Annotated in this window: 18 protein-coding genes; 7 read left to right on the top strand and 11 right to left on the bottom strand. The window is 71.4% G+C overall.

Annotated elements, in window-relative coordinates; genetic code table 11:
• Positions 1-41 precede the first annotated feature (41 nt).
• Positions 42-749: a DedA family protein gene (locus FFA01_RS06825; protein ID WP_146854317.1), complete on the top strand. Its 708-nt coding sequence runs from the start codon at positions 42-44 to the stop codon at positions 747-749.
• A gap of 31 nt (positions 750-780) precedes the next feature.
• Here the strand turns inward: FFA01_RS06825 and FFA01_RS06820 are convergent, their stop codons facing one another.
• The 3 genes from FFA01_RS06820 to murI form a co-directional block, all read right to left on the bottom strand.
• Complete coding sequence (locus tag FFA01_RS06820) at positions 781-1407, bottom strand: non-canonical purine NTP pyrophosphatase (protein ID WP_146854315.1); 627 nt, start codon at positions 1405-1407, stop codon at positions 781-783.
• Positions 1404-2156, bottom strand: coding sequence for a ribonuclease PH (gene rph, locus FFA01_RS06815; protein WP_146854313.1), 753 nt, complete (start codon positions 2154-2156; stop codon positions 1404-1406). Before rph ends, FFA01_RS06820 begins: the two co-directional genes overlap by 4 nt.
• A gap of 123 nt (positions 2157-2279) precedes the next feature.
• On the bottom strand, positions 2280-3131 hold the full coding sequence (murI, locus tag FFA01_RS06810) for a glutamate racemase (protein ID WP_146854311.1): 852 nt from the start codon (positions 3129-3131) through the stop codon (positions 2280-2282).
• A gap of 111 nt (positions 3132-3242) precedes the next feature.
• On the opposite strand from murI, the gene FFA01_RS06805 reads away from it, so the two are divergent.
• On the top strand, positions 3243-4532 hold the full coding sequence (locus FFA01_RS06805) for a nicotinate phosphoribosyltransferase (RefSeq protein WP_146854309.1): 1290 nt from the start codon (positions 3243-3245) through the stop codon (positions 4530-4532).
• A 7-nt stretch (positions 4533-4539) separates the two neighbouring features.
• On the opposite strand, the gene FFA01_RS06800 is transcribed toward FFA01_RS06805, so the two are convergent.
• From FFA01_RS06800 to FFA01_RS16250, 3 genes are all read right to left on the bottom strand, one after another.
• Positions 4540-4800, bottom strand: coding sequence for a DUF3039 domain-containing protein (locus tag FFA01_RS06800; RefSeq protein WP_146854307.1), 261 nt, complete (start codon positions 4798-4800; stop codon positions 4540-4542).
• 67 nt (positions 4801-4867) lie between these two features.
• Complete coding sequence (locus tag FFA01_RS06795; protein ID WP_146854305.1) at positions 4868-6433, bottom strand: hypothetical protein; 1566 nt, start codon at positions 6431-6433, stop codon at positions 4868-4870.
• A complete protein-coding gene (locus FFA01_RS16250) occupies positions 6409-7998 on the bottom strand; it encodes an ABC transporter ATP-binding protein (protein WP_244289734.1) in 1590 nt (529 codons plus the stop codon). The genes FFA01_RS06795 and FFA01_RS16250 overlap by 25 nt, the downstream gene beginning before the upstream one ends.
• Positions 7999-8255: 257 nt before the next feature.
• Between FFA01_RS16250 and FFA01_RS06785 the strand changes: the two genes are divergently transcribed.
• The 5 genes from FFA01_RS06785 to FFA01_RS06765 all read left to right on the top strand — a co-directional run bounded on the left by FFA01_RS06785 (position 8256) and on the right by FFA01_RS06765 (position 11762).
• Entirely contained in the window at positions 8256-8969 is a 714-nt protein-coding gene (locus tag FFA01_RS06785; RefSeq protein WP_244289733.1) for a phosphocholine cytidylyltransferase family protein, read from the top strand.
• 47 nt (positions 8970-9016) lie between these two features.
• Positions 9017-9814, top strand: a complete 798-nt coding sequence (locus tag FFA01_RS06780) for an ABC transporter permease (RefSeq protein WP_244289732.1) — start codon at positions 9017-9019, stop codon at positions 9812-9814.
• A gap of 2 nt (positions 9815-9816) precedes the next feature.
• Positions 9817-10593 (top strand): ABC transporter ATP-binding protein, encoded by a 777-nt coding sequence (locus tag FFA01_RS06775; protein ID WP_146854303.1) that lies wholly within the window; start codon positions 9817-9819, stop codon positions 10591-10593.
• A gap of 9 nt (positions 10594-10602) precedes the next feature.
• A complete protein-coding gene (locus tag FFA01_RS06770) occupies positions 10603-11379 on the top strand; it encodes a hypothetical protein (protein ID WP_244289731.1) in 777 nt (258 codons plus the stop codon).
• Positions 11380-11480: 101 nt separating this feature from the next.
• Entirely contained in the window at positions 11481-11762 is a 282-nt protein-coding gene (locus tag FFA01_RS06765; RefSeq protein WP_146854301.1) for a hypothetical protein, read from the top strand.
• A 10-nt stretch (positions 11763-11772) separates the two neighbouring features.
• Here FFA01_RS06765 and FFA01_RS06760 read toward each other — a convergent pair whose 3' ends face one another.
• The 5 genes from FFA01_RS06760 to FFA01_RS06740 all read right to left on the bottom strand — a co-directional run bounded on the left by FFA01_RS06760 (position 11773) and on the right by FFA01_RS06740 (position 16246).
• Positions 11773-12078, bottom strand: a complete 306-nt coding sequence (locus FFA01_RS06760) for a helix-turn-helix domain-containing protein (RefSeq protein WP_167627306.1) — start codon at positions 12076-12078, stop codon at positions 11773-11775.
• A 101-nt stretch (positions 12079-12179) separates the two neighbouring features.
• The gene (locus FFA01_RS06755; protein ID WP_146854297.1) at positions 12180-13454 is read right to left on the bottom strand and encodes a CDP-glycerol glycerophosphotransferase family protein; all 1275 of its coding nucleotides are present in this window, start codon (positions 13452-13454) and stop codon (positions 12180-12182) included.
• Positions 13455-13512: 58 nt separating this feature from the next.
• Positions 13513-14358 carry a glycosyltransferase family 2 protein gene (locus FFA01_RS06750; RefSeq protein WP_244289730.1) on the bottom strand — a complete coding sequence of 282 codons (846 nt, stop codon included), beginning with the start codon at positions 14356-14358 and terminating at the stop codon, positions 13513-13515.
• A gap of 29 nt (positions 14359-14387) precedes the next feature.
• A complete protein-coding gene (locus tag FFA01_RS06745) occupies positions 14388-15194 on the bottom strand; it encodes a CDP-alcohol phosphatidyltransferase family protein (protein WP_146854293.1) in 807 nt (268 codons plus the stop codon).
• 8 nt (positions 15195-15202) lie between these two features.
• Entirely contained in the window at positions 15203-16246 is a 1044-nt protein-coding gene (locus tag FFA01_RS06740) for a glycosyltransferase family 2 protein (protein ID WP_146854291.1), read from the bottom strand.
• Positions 16247-16367 lie beyond the last annotated feature (121 nt).

Genomic DNA, 16367 nt, shown 5'->3' with positions numbered 1-16367 from the left:
GCGTCCGGCACGTCCGGCTATCACGACCGGAGAACCACCCGATGCTGCCCCTCGTCTCCATCCCCTGGCTCGACCCCGAGTACCTCCTCTCGGCGTTCGGCCCCTGGGCCGTCCTCGGCGTCTGCCTGCTCGTGTTCGCCGAGACGGGCCTCCTCGTCGGGTTCCTGTTCCCCGGCGACACCCTGCTGATCATCACGGGCATCCTCGCGGCCACCAACCCCGGAGCGCTCGGACTCCCCATCTGGTTGATCGCGATCCTCATCAGCGTCGCGGCCTTCGCCGGCGGCGAGCTCGGCTACCTGATCGGTCACAAGGTCGGTCCGCGCATCTTCGAGCGCCGGGAGAGCGGGCTGTTCAGCGTCGCGAACGTCAACCGCACGAACGCCTTCTTCGAGCGCTTCGGACCGATGGCGGTCATCATCGCGCGGTTCGTCCCCGTGATCCGCACCTTCGCGCCCATCATGGCCGGCGTGGGCCACATGAGCTACCGCCGCTACTCGCTGTTCAACGCCATCGGCGCCCTGGTCTGGGGAATGGGCATCACCCTGCTCGGCTTCGGCATCGGGCACATCCCGCCGATCGCCGACTTCGTCAGCTCGTACATCGACCTCATCCTGCTGGCCGCGGTGCTGGCGACCGTCATCCCGATCGCCATCCACTACCTCCACGGCGTCCACCAGGCGAAGAAGGCCGAGCAGGGGCCGGGCGCCGAGAGACCCGACGTGAGCGCCGCTCCGCACGACGCCTGAGCCGCCCGCGGGGGATGCGCCGCCGGCCGGCTCAGCCGGCGAGCGCCGCCACGTAGGGCGCGATCGCGCGGAACGCCCGAGAGCGGTGGCTCACCGCGTTCTTCTCGTCGGCCGTCAGCTCGGCCGAGCTGCGCGTCCCGCCCTCGGGGCGGAAGACCGGGTCGTAGCCGTGTCCGTTCGACCCGACCCGCGCCTCCAGCACGGTTCCGTGCCACTCGCCGTACTCGACGTGCTCGCTCCACTCGCCGGCCGAGGCGGGCCCGTCCGGCCTCGCCGTGCCGGCCGCCGGCGGAACCACGAGCGCCGCGGCGCACGAGAACCACGCCGAGCGGTCGTCCGCCCCGGCCAGCTCGGCGAGCAGCTTGTCGATGTTGTCGTCGTCGTCGCGCGTTCCGGCGTACCGGGCCGAGTGGATACCCGGCGCTCCCCCGAGGGCCGCCGCCGAGATGCCGCTGTCGTCGGCGAGCGCCGGCAGGCCGGTGTGCCGCGCCGCGGCGCGCGCCTTGATCAGCGCGTTGGCCGCGAAGCTGTCGCCGTCCTCGACGGGCTCGGGTCCGTCGTAGGCGACGAGCTCCACGCCCGGAGCCGTCTCGGCGAGGATCCGCCGCAGCTCGGCCACCTTGCCCTGGTTGTGCGTGGCGATGACGACGCGCGTCACGAGCCGAGGACCTCGGTCTGGATCCGGGTCAGGTCGGCGGCGCCGGCGACGGCGAGATCGAGCAGGTCGCCGAGCTCGCGTCGGTCGAACGGGGCGCCCTCGGCGGTGCCCTGCACCTCGACGAAGAGACCCCGGCCCGTGACCACGACGTTCATGTCGGTCTCGGCTCGGACGTCCTCCACGTAGGCCAGGTCGAGCATCGGCTCGCCGTCGATGATGCCGACGGACACCGCCGACACGCTGTCGAGCAGGGGCGCGGCCTTCTGGGCGATGAACTTCCTCTCGCGACCCCACTCGATCGCCTGCGCGAGCGCGACGTAGGCGCCCGTGATCGCCGCGGTGCGGGTCCCCCCGTCGGCCTGCAGCACGTCGCAGTCGAGCACGATCGTGTTCTCGCCCAGCGCCTTGGTGTCGACGACGGCGCGGAGGCTGCGCCCGATCAGGCGCGAGATCTCGTGGGTGCGTCCACCGATCCTGCCCTTGACGCTCTCGCGGTCGTTCCGCGAGTTGGTCGCACGGGGCAGCATCGAGTACTCGGCCGTGACCCAGCCCTTGCCCTTGCCGGTCAGCCAGCGCGGCACGCCGTTGGTGAACGACGCCGTGCAGAGCACCTTCGTGTCGCCGAACGAGACGAGGGCGCTGCCCTCGGCCTGCGAGCTCCAGCCCTTCTCGATCGTGACCCTCCGCAGGTCGTCGACACGTCGCCCGTCGGCTCGGACTGTGCTGCTGGTGCTGGTGCTCTCGCTCATGGTGTCTCCTCGGGCCGGTGGCCGGCCGTGGTCGTTCGTTCGTGGTCGTCGTGCGGTGCGGTCGTGCCCGTGGCCGGGCGATGGTTCAGGAGGCGCGGGTCGGCGCGCCGTCGGAGGAGGCGGTCAGCCGCGGGTCGGTCGCGACCCGCCGGGAAGCTCGATCGCACCCGTCTCGAGGTGGCCGACGCGGGAGATCTCGGGGCCGAGGAACCGCTTCGCCAGACGGAGGAACGACAGCTGGTCGTCGCCGGTCGCCTCGAACTCGTAGCGCGGCCTGCTGCCCGCCGGCGCCTCGAGGTCGTGGTCGACGAGGGTGCGGTAGACGTCGGCGGCCGTCTCGTCCGCGCTCGAGACGAGACGGACGTCGGGCCCCATCACGTACTGGATCGCCGCGGACATCAGCGGGTAGTGCGTGCAGCCGAGCACGAGCGTGTCGACCCGGGCGTCGCGCAGCGGGGCCAGGTACCCCTCGGCGACGGCTCGGAGCTCCGGGCTCGAGGTGTCGCCGGCCTCGACGAACTCGACGAACCGGGGGCACGCCCGCGTGAACAGCTCGAGGTCGGCGGCCGCCGCGAAGGCGTCCTCGTAGGCCCGCGAGTTGATCGTCCCCTCGGTGCCGATCACCCCGATCCGCTTGGCCCGGGTCTGCTTGACCGCCGAACGCACCGCGGGCTGGATGACCTCGACCACCGGGATCCCCCGACCGATGGTGTACCGCTCGCGGGCGTCGCGCAGGACCGCGGCGGAGGCCGTGTTGCAGGCGATGACGAGGAGCTTGACCCCCTGCTCGACGAGGTCGTCCATCACCGCCAGCGCGTACTCGCGCACCGACGCGATCGGCTTCGGCCCGTAGGGCGAGTGGACGGTGTCGCCGACGTAGAGGATGGACTCGCGAGGCAGCTGGTCGATGATGGCCCGCGACACGGTGAGCCCTCCGACCCCGCTGTCGAAGACTCCGATGGGTGCGTCCGTCACGGTCGTCGATCCTACCCGGCCCGTGCCTCCCCGGCTCCGGGGCCCGCGGCACCCGTCGCCCCTCCGACCACCTCGCATGCAGCGCGGCGCCGTGCGGCCTAGGGTGGTGCCGTGACCAGTGCGCTGCTGACCGACCGCTACGAGCTCACGATGGTCGAGGCCGCGCTCCGCGCGGGCACCGCCCACCGCGACAGCGTCTTCGAGGTGTTCGCCCGACGGCTGCCCGAGGGGCGGCGGTACGGCATCGTCGCCGGCACCGGGCGGTTCCTCGCCGAGCTGTCGCGGTTCCGATTCGGCGACGCCGAGCTCGCGTGGCTCAGCGACGAGCGCATCGTGGACGCGGCGACGATCGACTGGCTCGCCGACTACCGGTTCTCGGGCGACGTGAGCGGCTACGCCGAGGGCGAGGTCTACCTGCCCGGCTCGCCGCTGCTGGTCGTCGAGTCGTCCTTCGCCGAGGGCGTGCTGCTCGAGACCCTCGCGCTCAGCGTCTTCAACTACGACTCCGCCGTCGCCGGCGCGGCGGCCCGCATGGTGTCCGCCGCCGACGGACGCCCGCTCGCCGAGATGGGTTCCCGCCGGACGGGCGAGCGCAGCGCCGTGGCGGCCGCCCGCGCGGCCTACATCGCCGGCTTCGACGCGACGAGCAACCTCGAGGCCGGACGCACCTGGGGCGTCCCCACGATGGGCACGGCGGCCCACGCGTTCACCCTGCTGCACGACAGCGAGGAGGACGCCTTCCGCGCGCAGGTCGCGACCCTCGGGCCGGGCACCACGCTGCTGGTCGACACGTACGACATCCCGACGGCCGTGCGCACCGCCGTCGAGGTGGCGGGCACGGGCCTCGGCGCGGTCCGCATCGACAGCGGCGACCTCCCCTCGCTCGTCGGCCAGGTCCGACGTCAGCTCGACGACCTCGGGGCCACCGGGACGCGCATCACCGTCACCAACGACCTCGACGAGTACACGATCGCGGCCCTCCGCGCGGCGCCGGTCGACAGCTACGGCGTCGGCACCTCGGTCGTCTCGGGGTCGGGGCACCCCGCCGCCGGCATGGTCTTCAAGCTGGTCGCCCGACGCGACGACGCCGGCGAATGGGTCTCGGTGGCGAAGAAGTCGGCCGACAAGGCGAGCGTGGGCGGTCGCAAGGCGCCCGTCCGGGTGCTCTCCGACGGAGTCGCGACGACGGAGCTGATCCGCGTCGGCGACGAGCAGGCGGCTGAGCACGAGCGGCCGCTGCTGGTGCCCCTGGTCCGCGGCGGCGGCGTCGACGAGCGCTTCCTCGGACACGAGGGCGTCGCCCGTGCCCGCGCCCACCGGATCGAGGCGGTGGCCGAGCTCCCGGCCGGGGCGTTCCGCCTCGGACGCGGCGAGCCGGTCATCCCGACGGTCTACCGCTGAGCGGCGTCTACTCGGATTTCATCTTCTCGTAGATGTCCTTGCAGGTCGGGCACACGGGGAACTTCTCGGGGTCGCGACCCGGAGTCCACTTCTTGCCGCACAGAGCCTTGACCGCCTTGCCGCTCAGGGCGGACTCCATGATCTTGTCCTTCTTGACGTAATGCGAGAAGCGCTCGTGATCGCCGGGGTCGATGTTCTCCTCGTTGAGGAGCTTCTCGAGCTCGCGATCCAGGACGTCGAGGCCACCGCCGGTTTCCGTGTTGCTCATGGCGACCATGGTACGACGTGTCGCGCCCGATCGGCGGAGCATCGCGTCAGCTGCGCAGGGTCCCGCGTCAGCTCCGCAGCGTGAAGGCGAGCAGCTCCGGCGCGCGTCGCGCGAAGACGCGCGAACCGACCACCACGCCCACGACGAGCACGATCAGGCCGACCGCGACGCCGCTGATCGCCGACCACGGTCCGGCCGCCGTGTCGCCGCCGAGCAGATCCCGTCCGGCGAAGTACAGCGCCGGGACCGCGGCCACGAGCGCCCCGCCGATCATCACGGTCTGCGCGACGACGGCCGACGAGCCGTTCGACTGCGGCTGCTGGAACGGGTCGTCGTGCGGACGGACGGTCGCGTAGGGCATCGCGGCGGACATGACGCTCGACAGCCCCAGCCCGCTCAGCAGCAGGGCGGCGCTGATGCCGACCTCGGACCAGAGCGCGCGCCAGTCGCCGAACGCCCAGACCGCGACGGTCGACCCGACGACGACCAGCGGGACGCCGATCAGCAGAGGAGGCGCGAGCCGGCCGATCCGGTCGGCCAGCCCCCGGGTGTCGGTCGCCACGTGGAGCCAGAGCGCCGTGCTGTCGTAGGCGACGTCGTTGTGCGGCAGGAATCCGACGATGAGGCACATGAGCGGCACGGGCACGAGCGCCAGCCAGTGCCAGCTCACCCCGGCGATGCCGAGCGGGACGACCAGGAGCGGGAGGATCGGGATGATGACCAGCGACATCCGGTACCGCGCGTCGCGCATCCAGTAGGTGAGGCTGCGGCCGGCGACGGCGCCCGCCGGCGTCGCGCTGACGAACTCGAACCAGCCGAGGCCGGTGGGGTCGTCGGACAGGTCCGGCTCCGGCCGGTCGACGAACGACCGCGCGACCAGCGCCCGCCACGCGAGCCACAGACCGACGAGCGTGAGGGTCGCGACGACGGCGTCGGCCACCACGCGGCCCGTGTCGCCGCCGGCGGCGTGCCCGGGCAGCGCGAGGGCCGCTCCGAAGGGGGTCCAGGCGAGGGCGTCGGCCACGACGCCCGTCCGGGCCGCACCCGCCCAGGTCGTGCGGACCAGGTCGACGACGAGGGGGATCACGAGCAGGGCGACGACGACGCCGCCGGCCAGCAGGAACTGCCTCGACCGGCGTGAGGTCAGCATGACGGCGTTCAGGGTCGAGGCGACCAGCGACAGGAGGAACGCCGTGAGTCCGGCGACGATCGCCGCCAGCACGGCGACGGCGGCGATGCCGGGGCCCTGATCCCACGAACGCACGTAGCCGGGCGACAGCACGACGAGCGCGAGGGCGGGCAGCCCGACGAGGGCGCCCACCGCCAGCCCGATCGCGGCGGTCGACTCGGACGCCCCGAGCACCGCGAGGCGCCGGGGATCGGCCCACGGGGGCCGGACGGTGGCGAACGGCAGGACGAAGTACCCCACGAGGATCAGCGAGCCCGCACCCACCACGAGGGCGCGGACGTCGTCGAGCGCCGCCCCCCGCAGCCCGCCGGCGAGAGCCGACACCGCGGAGGAGGCGAGCAGCACGAGGAGGACCGAGACGACCGCCGTGAGCAGGGCGCGGGGCCCGAAGCGCACGGTGTTGGCGATCGTCTGGAGCCTCAGTCGGAGAAGCTCTGCAACCATTCCATGCCCTCCGTGACGGCTCGCCCGCCGGCCAGCTCGACGAACGTCTGCTCGAGCGAGCGCCCGGCGCGGACCTCGTCGACCGTGCCGCTCGCGAGCACGTGCCCGTCGACGATCACCGCGACGCTGTCGCAGATCCGCTCGACCAGGTCCATGCTGTGGCTCGAGAGCAGCACCGTGCCGCCGCCGGCGACGTAGCGCTGCAGGACGTCCGTCACGGTCTGCGCCGAGACCGGGTCGACCGACTCGAAGGGCTCATCGAGCACGAGCACCCGCGGCGAGTGGATGATGGCGGCCGCGAGGGCGATCTTCTTCGTCATGCCGACGGAGTAGTCGCTGACGAGGCGCCCGAGGGCGTCGTGCAGGCCGAAGGCGGTGGCCAGGTCGGACGACCGCTTGCGGGCGGTAGCGCCGTCGAGGCCGCGGAGGGTCGCCGAGTAGTAGAGCAGCTGGGCGCCCGTGAGCCGGTCGAACAGTCGGAGGCGGTCGGGCAGGACGCCGAGGGCGCGCTTCGCGGCGGCGGGGTCGCTCCACACGTCCGAGCCGAGGACGCTCACGCTGCCCTCGTCGGGACGGAGCAGACCCGTGACGATCGACAGCGTCGTGGTCTTGCCGGCGCCGTTCGGGCCGACGATGCCGTAGAACGAACCGGCGCGCACCTCCAGGTCGATCCCGTCGACGGCGGTCGTGGCGCCGTAGCGCTTCACGAGCCCCGAGATGGAGAGGACCACGGGAGGCTCGTCGGACTCCGAGGAGGCGCGGGCGGACTCGGACACGACGACCTCGTCGTCCGTCGTCGCAGCCGCATCGGACACGGTCGCGGTGCCGGTCTCGGCGACGGCGGGGGTGCCCTCCGACGCGTCGATCGGCTCGTCGACGGAGTCGGCGTCGGCTGCCGGCCCGGTGGGCTGCTCGTCGGCGTCATCGGTCGACCCGTCGACCTCGTCGTCCATCGCGTCGTCGAGCTCGCCCGAGGAGGCCTCGTCGGCCGCAGCCTCGGCCTCGCCGTCCCCGGTCGACGATCCGTCGGTCGAGGCCGCGTCGTCCGGCTCGATCGCGAGGGCGACGTCGTCGGGGATCTCCGGGGCGGGCGACTGCGCGGCCGCTTCCTCGGCGACGGCGCGAGCGGCCGCTTCCTCCTCCGCGGCACGCGCAGCAGCCGCCGTCGCGGCGGCCTCGGCCGCCGCGGCCGCGGCGCGCGCTCGTGCGTTCGCCGCACGGGTGGCGGCGGCCTTCTTCGCGGCGGCAGACCGGTCGGCCGCCGTCCTCGTGGCGGCGGGCCGCCGTGCCGCGTCGTTCTTCGACCTGGGCGGACGCGGCGTCGACGCCGCCGCCGGTCTCGCCGACGTCGTCCGGTCGGCCGTCTCGTCGTCGGCGGTCGTCTCGTCGTCAGCGGTCGTCTCGTCGACCGTCCGGCCGGCGTCGTCGCCCATGTCATCCCCCTGCAGTGCCGTGTCGAGCTCGTGACCTGTGGCCGCCTCGGCGGTGTGTCCGCCGGAGTCCGCCCCGCGCGCAGCGAGATCGGGGTGCGCGGCACCCTGTTCGTCGTCGGTCGTCGCAGCCATCGGACAACCGTACCAACGCCCACGACGACCCGAGGCCGGATGATGACGCATCACGAAACGGATACGAACAGGACGCGGACCCTACCCCCTGAACGAGCGCCGCGATAGACTCGCGACGCACAACGACGTGTCCATATCGAGGCTCCGCGGTGAACACCGTTCGAACACGAGACGGATCCCGCCAGAGAAGGCCGGTTCCCGCCGAGCCCCCGAGAGAGCCGGTTCCGACCGGCCTCGCCCCTGTGAGGAGACAAGACGTGAGCAGAACCGACGCGACCGCGCCGCAACAGATCGTGATCCTGGCCGCCGGCCTCGGCAGCCGACTGGGTCGTTCGCTGCCCAAGGCGCTGACCGAACTCAGCGACGGACGCACCATCATGCGCCAGCAGTTCGACAACATCCACGAGGCCTTCGGTCCGGACGCCCGCATCACCGTCGTCGTCGGCTACAAGTTCGAGCACATCGTCGAGGCCTTCCCCTCGGCGTCGTTCGTCTACAACGAGCAGTACGACCAGACCAACACGTCCAAGAGCCTCCTGCGCGCCCTGCGCGCCAGCACCTCCGGGGGCGTCGTCTGGATGAACGGCGACGTCGTCTTCGACCCCGAGGCGCTCCGCCGCGCCGCACGCCTCGTGCGGGACGACCAGTCGTTCGTCGCCGTCAACACCTCGAAGGTCTCCGACGAAGAGGTCAAGTACACGACCAACGCCGAGGGCTACATCGCGCAGCTCTCGAAGCAGGTCGTCGGCGGACTCGGCGAGGCCGTGGGCATCAACCACGTCTCCAAGGCCGACAAGGCCGTCCTGATGCGCCAGCTCAACAAGGTCGACAACCAGGACTACTTCGAGCGTGGCATCGAACTGGCGATCGAGCAGAACGGGCTACTCTTTGAGCCCGTGGACATCTCCGACCTCTACGCCGTCGAGGTCGACTTCGCCGAAGACCTGGAGCGCGCGAACCTGTTCGTCTGACCGACGCGCTCCCGCCGACCGGATGTCCCGTACGACAGAGGACACTCGTGAGCACAGCCCTGGCCGAACGCCCCCGGCGCACCGCCTTCGCGCGCTACCGGCAGACGCTGTGGCTGCTGACCGCCCGTGATCTGCGGGTCCGCTACTCGACCTCCGCCCTCGGCTACCTGTGGTCGATCCTCGACCCGCTCGTCATGGCGGGCATCTACTACTTCGTCTTCTCGGTCGTCTTCGACCGCTCGGTCGGCGAGGACCCCTACATCGTGTTCCTGCTCAGCGGGCTGCTGGCCTGGATGTGGTTCAACGGAGCGGTGTCGGACAGCACGCGGGCGTTCATCCGCGAGTCGAAGCTCGTCCGGTCGACCAAGATCCCCCGCACCATCTGGGTCAACCGGCTCGTCGCCTCCAAGGGGATCGAGTTCCTCCTCAGCCTGCCGGTCCTCGCGCTGTTCGCCGTCGTCGCCGGAGCCGAGCTCCACTGGCAGGTGGTGTTCTTCCCTCTGGCGATCGTCATGCAGGCGATCCTCGTGACCGGCGTGGGCCTCATCGTCGCCCCGCTCGTCGTCTTCTTCCGCGACCTGGAGCGTGCGACGAAGCTCGCGTTGCGGTTCCTCTTCTATGCGTCGCCCATCATCTACGGCACCCAGAACCTCCCCGAGAGCCTGCACCTGCTGGCGGCCTTCAACCCCCTGAGCGGCATCTTCGGGCTCTACCGTTCCGCGTTCTTCCCCGACCAGTTCGATCTGCTCGAGGTGATGATCGGAGCGGGGATGAGCCTCCTCGTGCTCGTCGTCGGACTCCTCGTCTTCCGTTCGAGCGAGCGCGCCGTCCTGAAGGAGATCTAGCCATGGCCGCCAGCAGCGCGACCGACCCTCTCTCGGCTCCGGTCATCCGGGTCGCCGGAGTCGGCATCCGCTTCCGCCGCAATCGCCGCGGCCGCCGGTCCTTCAAGGACCTGTTCGCCGGCAGCAGCCGCAGGTCACGACCCGGCGAGTTCTGGGCGCTGCACGACGTCTCGTTCGACGTGCGCGCAGGCGAGGCCATCGGAGTGGTCGGCCGGAACGGGCAGGGGAAGTCCACGCTGCTCAAGCTCGTCGCCGAGGTGATCCTCCCGGACACGGGCTCGGTGCACGTCGCCGGCGGCGTCGCACCCCTCATCGAGATCACGGGCGGTTTCGTCGCCGATCTCACCGTCCGGGACAACGTCTACCTCACGGCGGGGCTGCACGGCATGACGAAGGCGGAGATCGACGCGCGCTTCGACGAGATCATCGACTTCGCCGAGATAGCCGCCTTCGTCGACACCCCCTACAAGCACCTGTCGAGCGGGATGAAGGTCAGGATCGCGTTCGCCGTCATCTCCCGCCTCGAGGAGCCGGTGATCCTCGTCGACGAGGTGCTCGCCGTCGGCGACAAGGCCTTCCGCGAGAAGTGCTACGGACGCATCGAGGAGATGCTGGCCGCGGGCCGGACGCTGTTCCTCGTCTCGCACAACGAACGCGACCTCAAGCGCTTCTGCAGTCGAGGCCTCTACCTCGACAAGGGCGCCCTCGTGTTCGACGGCCCCCTCGACGAGGCTCTCGCACGCTACGACTCGGATCATCCTCCCCGGACCGCGGCGTAGGGTCGGGCGATGCCCCAGCAGTACGACTCCTCGTCCCCCGTCGGCCCCGTCCCCCGAGATGACGATCACGACATCAGTCCCGTCGCCTCCGGTTCGCACGAGGTCTTCGCCGAATCCCCCTGGTTGCGTCGACTCGACCGTCTGCTCTCCGTGCAACGTCCGGTCGTCGTGCGGCATGTCCGGGCCCTCCGACGGCGCCACAAGAAGGCCACCCCCGAGAAGCTGATCCGGATCCTCGAACGCGAGTACCTGACCGCCGTCACGACAGGCGGAGCGGCCGTCGGCGCGAGCGCCGTCGTCCCCGGCGTCGGGTGGGGCATCTCGCTCGCCCTCTCGGGCGTCGAGACCGCCGGGTTCCTCGAGGCCAGCGCGCTCTTCGCGCAGTCCGTCACCGAGGTCCACGGGATCTCGGTCACCGAACCCGATCGCGCTCGCGCCCTGGTCATGGCCATGATGCTCGGAGCGCCCGGGGCGACCCTCGTGCGCCAGTTCGCGGGCGAGGCCCTGGGCACCGCCCCGGCACGTTCCGCATTCTGGGGCGAGCTCGTGACGCAGAAGCTCCCCAAGGCGGCCATCGGGGGCCTGACGGACTCCGTCCGTCGCTCGTTCGTGCGTCGCTTCGCCACGTCGCAGACGGCGACCATCATCGGGCGCGCCGTGCCCTTCGGGATCGGAGCCGTCGTCGGCGGGACGGGCAACCATCTCCTCGGTCGGAAGGTCGTGACCAGCGCACGGACGGCCTTCGGACCGCCTCCGGCCGTCTTCGTCGCCGAGCTGAACGGCTGACCCGGCCTCTCCCCCGGGCGACGGACGGCTCTCCTCCACCAGGCCACCTCGTCCACAGGCGTCGAGGACGGGACGTCGGGGGCGATCTCTAGGGTCGCGGCATGACCAGCACTGCGATCGCCTACGCCGTCCCGTTCCGTCTCGACCGCTCGCGGGCACCCCGCGTCCACCGCCTCGTCAACGTCGGCGACGAGCCGGTGCACGCCATCCGCGTGACGCTGCTCGGGTGCGGCCTGCTCGTCCCGGTCGCGACGGACCGACTCGAGCCGGGCGAGGCCCTCTCGATCAGCGTCATCGCGTCGGAGCTCACGCAGAACGCGATCGCCGTCGTCCGCTGGTTCCGCCCCTCGCGAGAGGAGTACCTCTGGCGATTCAGCTTCTGAGGAGCCGGGGTCAGCTCGTCCGGCGCGCCTTGCGCTCCTTGACGTAGTCGGCGGCCGTGAACGTCTCGAGCACGGGTGGCAGGTGCTCGCCGGACATCCCCGTCACGAGCACGGCGGGGTCCACGCCGACGACCACGGCGAGTCGGATGATGGTGTGCAGCACGGGGTTGCCGACGCCGCGCTCGATCTTGCCGTAGTTCGAGACGTTCATTCCGGCGAGGTGGGCGACTTCGTCCTGGCTGAGACCGAGGCGCTGCCTCTCCTCGCGGACTCGGTCTCCGAAGAGTCGGGCGGCGGCAGACGACGGCTCAGGCATACCCCATGAATACGCCATGGAGTGTTCGGATTCCAGATGCCGTATCACTCGCTCACGGAGACATGAGTGACGAATGCACGACGGGGTCCGACGAGCGGCGATCAGTCGTCGCCGTCGTCCTCGTGCTCGATGCCCGCGGACGGGCCCGAGAGCGGCATCGCGGCGGCGTAGTCGTCGCGGAGCGCCACGAGTCTCGCGACGGCGTCCTCGAAGCGGGTCGTCGCCGCACCGGGCGTCGTGTCGCCGAAGTGGTGCCGGACCCAGTGCCCGAGACGGTCGAGCGCCTCGGGGTCGGCCTGCACCCGATCGATCACCGCCACGACGTCGGGAGCGCCGTCTGCCGTCAACCACTCCGCGGCACCGAGGTATCCGGTCTCATCGACGTCGGCCTCGGGTGATGCCGGCCGGGTGACCACGAGGGGCTTGCCCGTGGCGAGCCGGTCGTAGACCATCGCGGAGATGTCGGTCACCGCCACGTCGGCCACGACGAGCTGCCAACCGAGCTCGGAACCGGAGTCGTAGACGTGGTGCGCGGTGGCGTCCGCCGCGTTGGCCTCGTCGATCGAGCGGACGATGGCCTCGTGCGCCCGGCGGTAATCGCGGTCGACGACGCCGCTTCGCGGGTGGGGCCGATAGACGACACGGTGCCGCCCCGTGGCGAGCAGCGCGGAGACGAGCGCCACGCCGTGCGTGGTGATCGACCCGTACGCGGCCGACGATCGGTCGCCCTCCCAGGTGGGCGCGTAGAGCACGACCGTCCGCCCGTCGTCGGCGAAGGGGACCGTGCCTGCCACGTGATCGGCCTGCGGTCTGCCGATCGGCACCGCCCGCTTGTCGAGGTCGTAGTCCCACAGCTTGGACTCGAGCCGCGCCCGTGCCGCGTCGCCCGCGACGAACGCGTAGTCGTACGCCTTGAACTGGTTGGTGGTCATGTACATCTTGTCGCTCTCGCCGTGATTGACGAAGACGTGCCACATGCGGCCGTACCGCATCATCTGGAAGTTCTTGGCGTTCTGATTGACGTACAGCGTCACCGCGAGCGGCTGGGACTCGACGAACGCCTCGAGGTCGACGACCTGACGCGCGTAGACCACGGGGACGGGAGACTCGGCCAGCAGCTCGACCATGGCGCCCGGCGACCGCGCGATGATCGCGACCGGGAACCTCTCGTTCAGGTGCGCGAGCGGCCCGTACCACTGACGGATCTGGTACATGTTGACGTTCGCGTCGGCGAAGTAGACCGCGACGCGGACCGTCCCGTCGGCGGGCACCCGACGCGCGAGGTCCGATCTCTCGAGGGCACGGCGACTGCGGCGCGACTTCACGAGCCGACCGGCGAGGCCCCAGGCGAGCGAGAGATCGCGGGTCAGTGGCACAGCGTCGTTCTCCGCTCGGTTCGGGGCTGGGCGCGCAGCGCGCCCGGACCGTTCCAGGCTAGATGACGGGAGGCCGGCCGGCCCTCGCCATGCGCCAGACCGTTACCCAACCGATGGACCGTCGGCCACCCGGCGTCGTCCGCCAGCCCTCGGCCCACCCCGCGAACCACGGACGGAGCTTGGCCGGGCTCCGTGCCCAGCGCAGCAGCTGCACGGCGGTCCAGGACGCGACGTAGACGGGGACGAGCGGCCACGGGAGGTTGCGCTTGGCGAGCCAGACGCGGTTGCGGGCGTTCAGCCGGTAGTACTCGGCGTGCCGAGCCGGATCGATCGCAGGATGATGCGCGACGAGCTCCCCGTCGTAGCGGACCCGGAGACCCTGAGCCCAGACCCGCCAGGCGAGCTCGATTCCCTCGTGCGCGTAGAAGTAGGGTTCGCCCCACCCGTCGCACGCGTCGAACACCGGGCGCGGCAGGAGCGTGGCGCCCTCCCAGACCGAGAACACGTCGCTCGACGTTCGGGCGTCTCCCTTGCGCAGTCGCGGGATCCAGCGACGGGGGTTCTCCGCCCCGTCGGGGTCCACGACCCGGGGCTGCAGCAGGCCGACGTCGCCGAGGCGGTCGAGCACGGCGACGGCGTCGGCCAGGAACCTCGACGACGGCAGCCGAGCGTCGTCGTCGAGGAAGAACACGTAGTCGCCTCCGACGAGCTCGGCGCCCCGATTGCGCCCTGCGGGGATCCCGACGTTCTCGGGCAGCTCGAGCACGCGGACGCCGTCGGGCACGACGCCCGGACCGCTGCCGTTGCCCACGCAGACGATATCGAGGTCGACGTCGACCTGCGCGAGCAGGCTAGCGAGCCCTGCGGCCAGATCGTCCGGTCGACGCCCCTGGGTCAGGCTCACGACACCGATCCGCGGTCGGTCGACCCCGTTCAGGACCGGACCCGCTTCGAGGCGAGGATCGCGACGAAGTGCCCGACCAGCGCGAGGAGCGCGAGGGGGACGAGCAGGCCGAGCAGCACGCGGTCGGCGAGGGGCTGCCCGACGACGAGCCCGACGAACGAGGTCAGCACGACGAGGATGGTGAGCTCGACCGAGTGGTAGAGACGATGGAACGGGACGAACCGGGCGATGTCGCGCAGGCGCGACAGCAACCGGCTGCTCGGCGCCGAGGCACCGCCCCGTTTGTCTTCGAGCCGGTTCAGACCCGCATGAGCCCTCGCGACGTGGACCATGTCGTTGAGGGCCTTGTTCAGCACGATGATGAGCGCCAAGGCGAAACCGAGGGTCGTCCAGACGAAGTCGGCCGGCGCGTCGAAGGGGTATCCCGCGGCCCGGATGCCGAGGACGACGGGGATGAGCGCCTCGGTCGAGTAGTGCCCGACCTTGTCGAGGAACACGCCGGCGGGCGAGCTCGTGCCGCGCCAGCGGGCGACCTCGCCGTCGCAGCAGTCCACCAGCATCTGCAGCTGACCGAGGACGAGGGCGAGCATGGCGCCGCCCACCCCGGGCACCAGGAGCGCGGCCGCGGTCGCCCAGCCGGTCAGGATCATCAGACCCGTCACGCCGTTGGCGGTGACGCTCGTCTTGAGCAGCATCCAGGTCAGGTAGGGCGACAGATCACGGAGGTAGAGGGAGGCGGTCCAGTGCTCGGCGTTCGCCCGGCTCCGCACCTCGGGGGGTTGGGCGACGCGGCGGAGTTCGGCGATCGACGTGGGTCTCGTGGGCAGCGCGGTCATCGGATCGACTACCTCCCGGTGTGTGCGGTGATGTTCTTCGTCAGGTTGAGGAAGCCGAAGACGAACCCGAACCCCCAGCCGAAGTGGATGGAAGGCAAGACTACGAGAAACCACAACCGCGTGCGGACGCTCTCGCCGCGGGCGGCGAGCAGGGCGGACGCCACGACGAACAGCAGGTACACCGCCGGGACGACGAACCCGAGCGAGGCCCACGCGAGCGGGCTCCCGACCAGGGCCGCGGCCACGCCCACGAGGCCCAGGACGAGACCGAGGACGACCCCGACCACCATCGCCGGAGGGACGAGGTACCGCAGCGTGTTCGCCCGCGGGAACCGCCGGGCCAGCTCGCCCCGCCAGAGGCCGGTCGCGACGAACTGCCGCGCCAGGGTGCGCAGGCTCGGTCGCGGCCGGTACGTGACGACGAGATCGGGCGTGAACCAGACCGTGCCTCCGGTGGCCCGGAGGCGGCGGTTGAGCTCCCAGTCCTGACCCCGCTTGATGCCCTCGTCGAAGAGGCCGACCTCGAGCAGGCGCGAGCGCAGGAAGACCCCGAGGTAGGCGGTCTCCGTCGGGCCCTCGGCTCCGCCGACGTGGTGGGGCGTGCCTCCCAGGCCGACTCGGCTGCCGTACGCGCGGGCGACGGCCTTCTCGAAGGGCGTCCGCCCCTCGGCCGACATGATGCCGCCGACGTTGTCCGCGCCGCTCCGTCGGAGGGCGTCGACGGCGAGCCGCGTGTACTCGGGCGGCAGCACGGAGTGCGCGTCGACACGGACCGTGATGGGGTGCTCGGACGCCCGGATCGCGACGTTCAGCCCCGCCGGGGTCGAGCCCACCGGATTCGGCAGGCTGCGGATGCGCGGGTCGGCTGCGGACATCTCGGCGACGACGTCGTTGGTGCGGTCGACGCTCGGTCCGAGGGCGAGCAGGATCTCGAACGGGCCCTCGTAGTCCTGCGCGACCAGGCTCTCGACGGCCGAACGGATCTCGCGCTCCTCGTTCAGCACGGGCATGACGTACGAGACACCCGGAAGCGGAGTGTCGAACGGTGCCATGTCGGTCGGGCCTCGGGTTCTCGCGGCGCACGGGGCGCGGTGGGGACGTGTCGGGTCAGCCGACGATCGAGGCGAGCCTATCAACAGCGGCGGGCGGGTCGGGGCGACGTGCGCCCCGACC

The sequence above is a fragment of the Frigoribacterium faeni genome, from assembly GCF_007988805.1.
Taxonomy (GTDB): Bacteria; Actinomycetota; Actinomycetes; order Actinomycetales; family Microbacteriaceae; genus Frigoribacterium; species Frigoribacterium faeni.
The sequence above is the reverse complement of the archived record's forward strand: the minus strand, read 5'-3'. Positions and strand labels throughout refer to the sequence as shown.

What these genes read in the sequence shown, in the direction of transcription:
- FFA01_RS06770 (WP_244289731.1), top strand. Translation starts at nt 10,603, where the DNA reads ATGCCCCAGCAGTACGACTCCTCGTCCCCCGTCGGCCCCGTCCCCCGA.
- FFA01_RS06825 (WP_146854317.1), top strand. Translation starts at nt 42, where the DNA reads ATGCTGCCCCTCGTCTCCATCCCCTGGCTCGACCCCGAGTACCTCCTC.
- FFA01_RS06765 (WP_146854301.1), top strand. Translation starts at nt 11,481, where the DNA reads ATGACCAGCACTGCGATCGCCTACGCCGTCCCGTTCCGTCTCGACCGC.
- FFA01_RS06760 (WP_167627306.1), bottom strand. Translation starts at nt 12,078, where the DNA reads ATGCCTGAGCCGTCGTCTGCCGCCGCCCGACTCTTCGGAGACCGAGTC.
- FFA01_RS06795 (WP_146854305.1), bottom strand. Translation starts at nt 6,433, where the DNA reads ATGGTTGCAGAGCTTCTCCGACTGAGGCTCCAGACGATCGCCAACACC.
- FFA01_RS06800 (WP_146854307.1), bottom strand. Translation starts at nt 4,800, where the DNA reads ATGAGCAACACGGAAACCGGCGGTGGCCTCGACGTCCTGGATCGCGAG.
- rph (WP_146854313.1), bottom strand. Translation starts at nt 2,156, where the DNA reads ATGAGCGAGAGCACCAGCACCAGCAGCACAGTCCGAGCCGACGGGCGA.
- FFA01_RS16250 (WP_244289734.1), bottom strand. Translation starts at nt 7,998, where the DNA reads ATGGCTGCGACGACCGACGACGAACAGGGTGCCGCGCACCCCGATCTC.
- FFA01_RS06775 (WP_146854303.1), top strand. Translation starts at nt 9,817, where the DNA reads ATGGCCGCCAGCAGCGCGACCGACCCTCTCTCGGCTCCGGTCATCCGG.
- FFA01_RS06740 (WP_146854291.1), bottom strand. Translation starts at nt 16,246, where the DNA reads ATGGCACCGTTCGACACTCCGCTTCCGGGTGTCTCGTACGTCATGCCC.
- FFA01_RS06745 (WP_146854293.1), bottom strand. Translation starts at nt 15,194, where the DNA reads ATGACCGCGCTGCCCACGAGACCCACGTCGATCGCCGAACTCCGCCGC.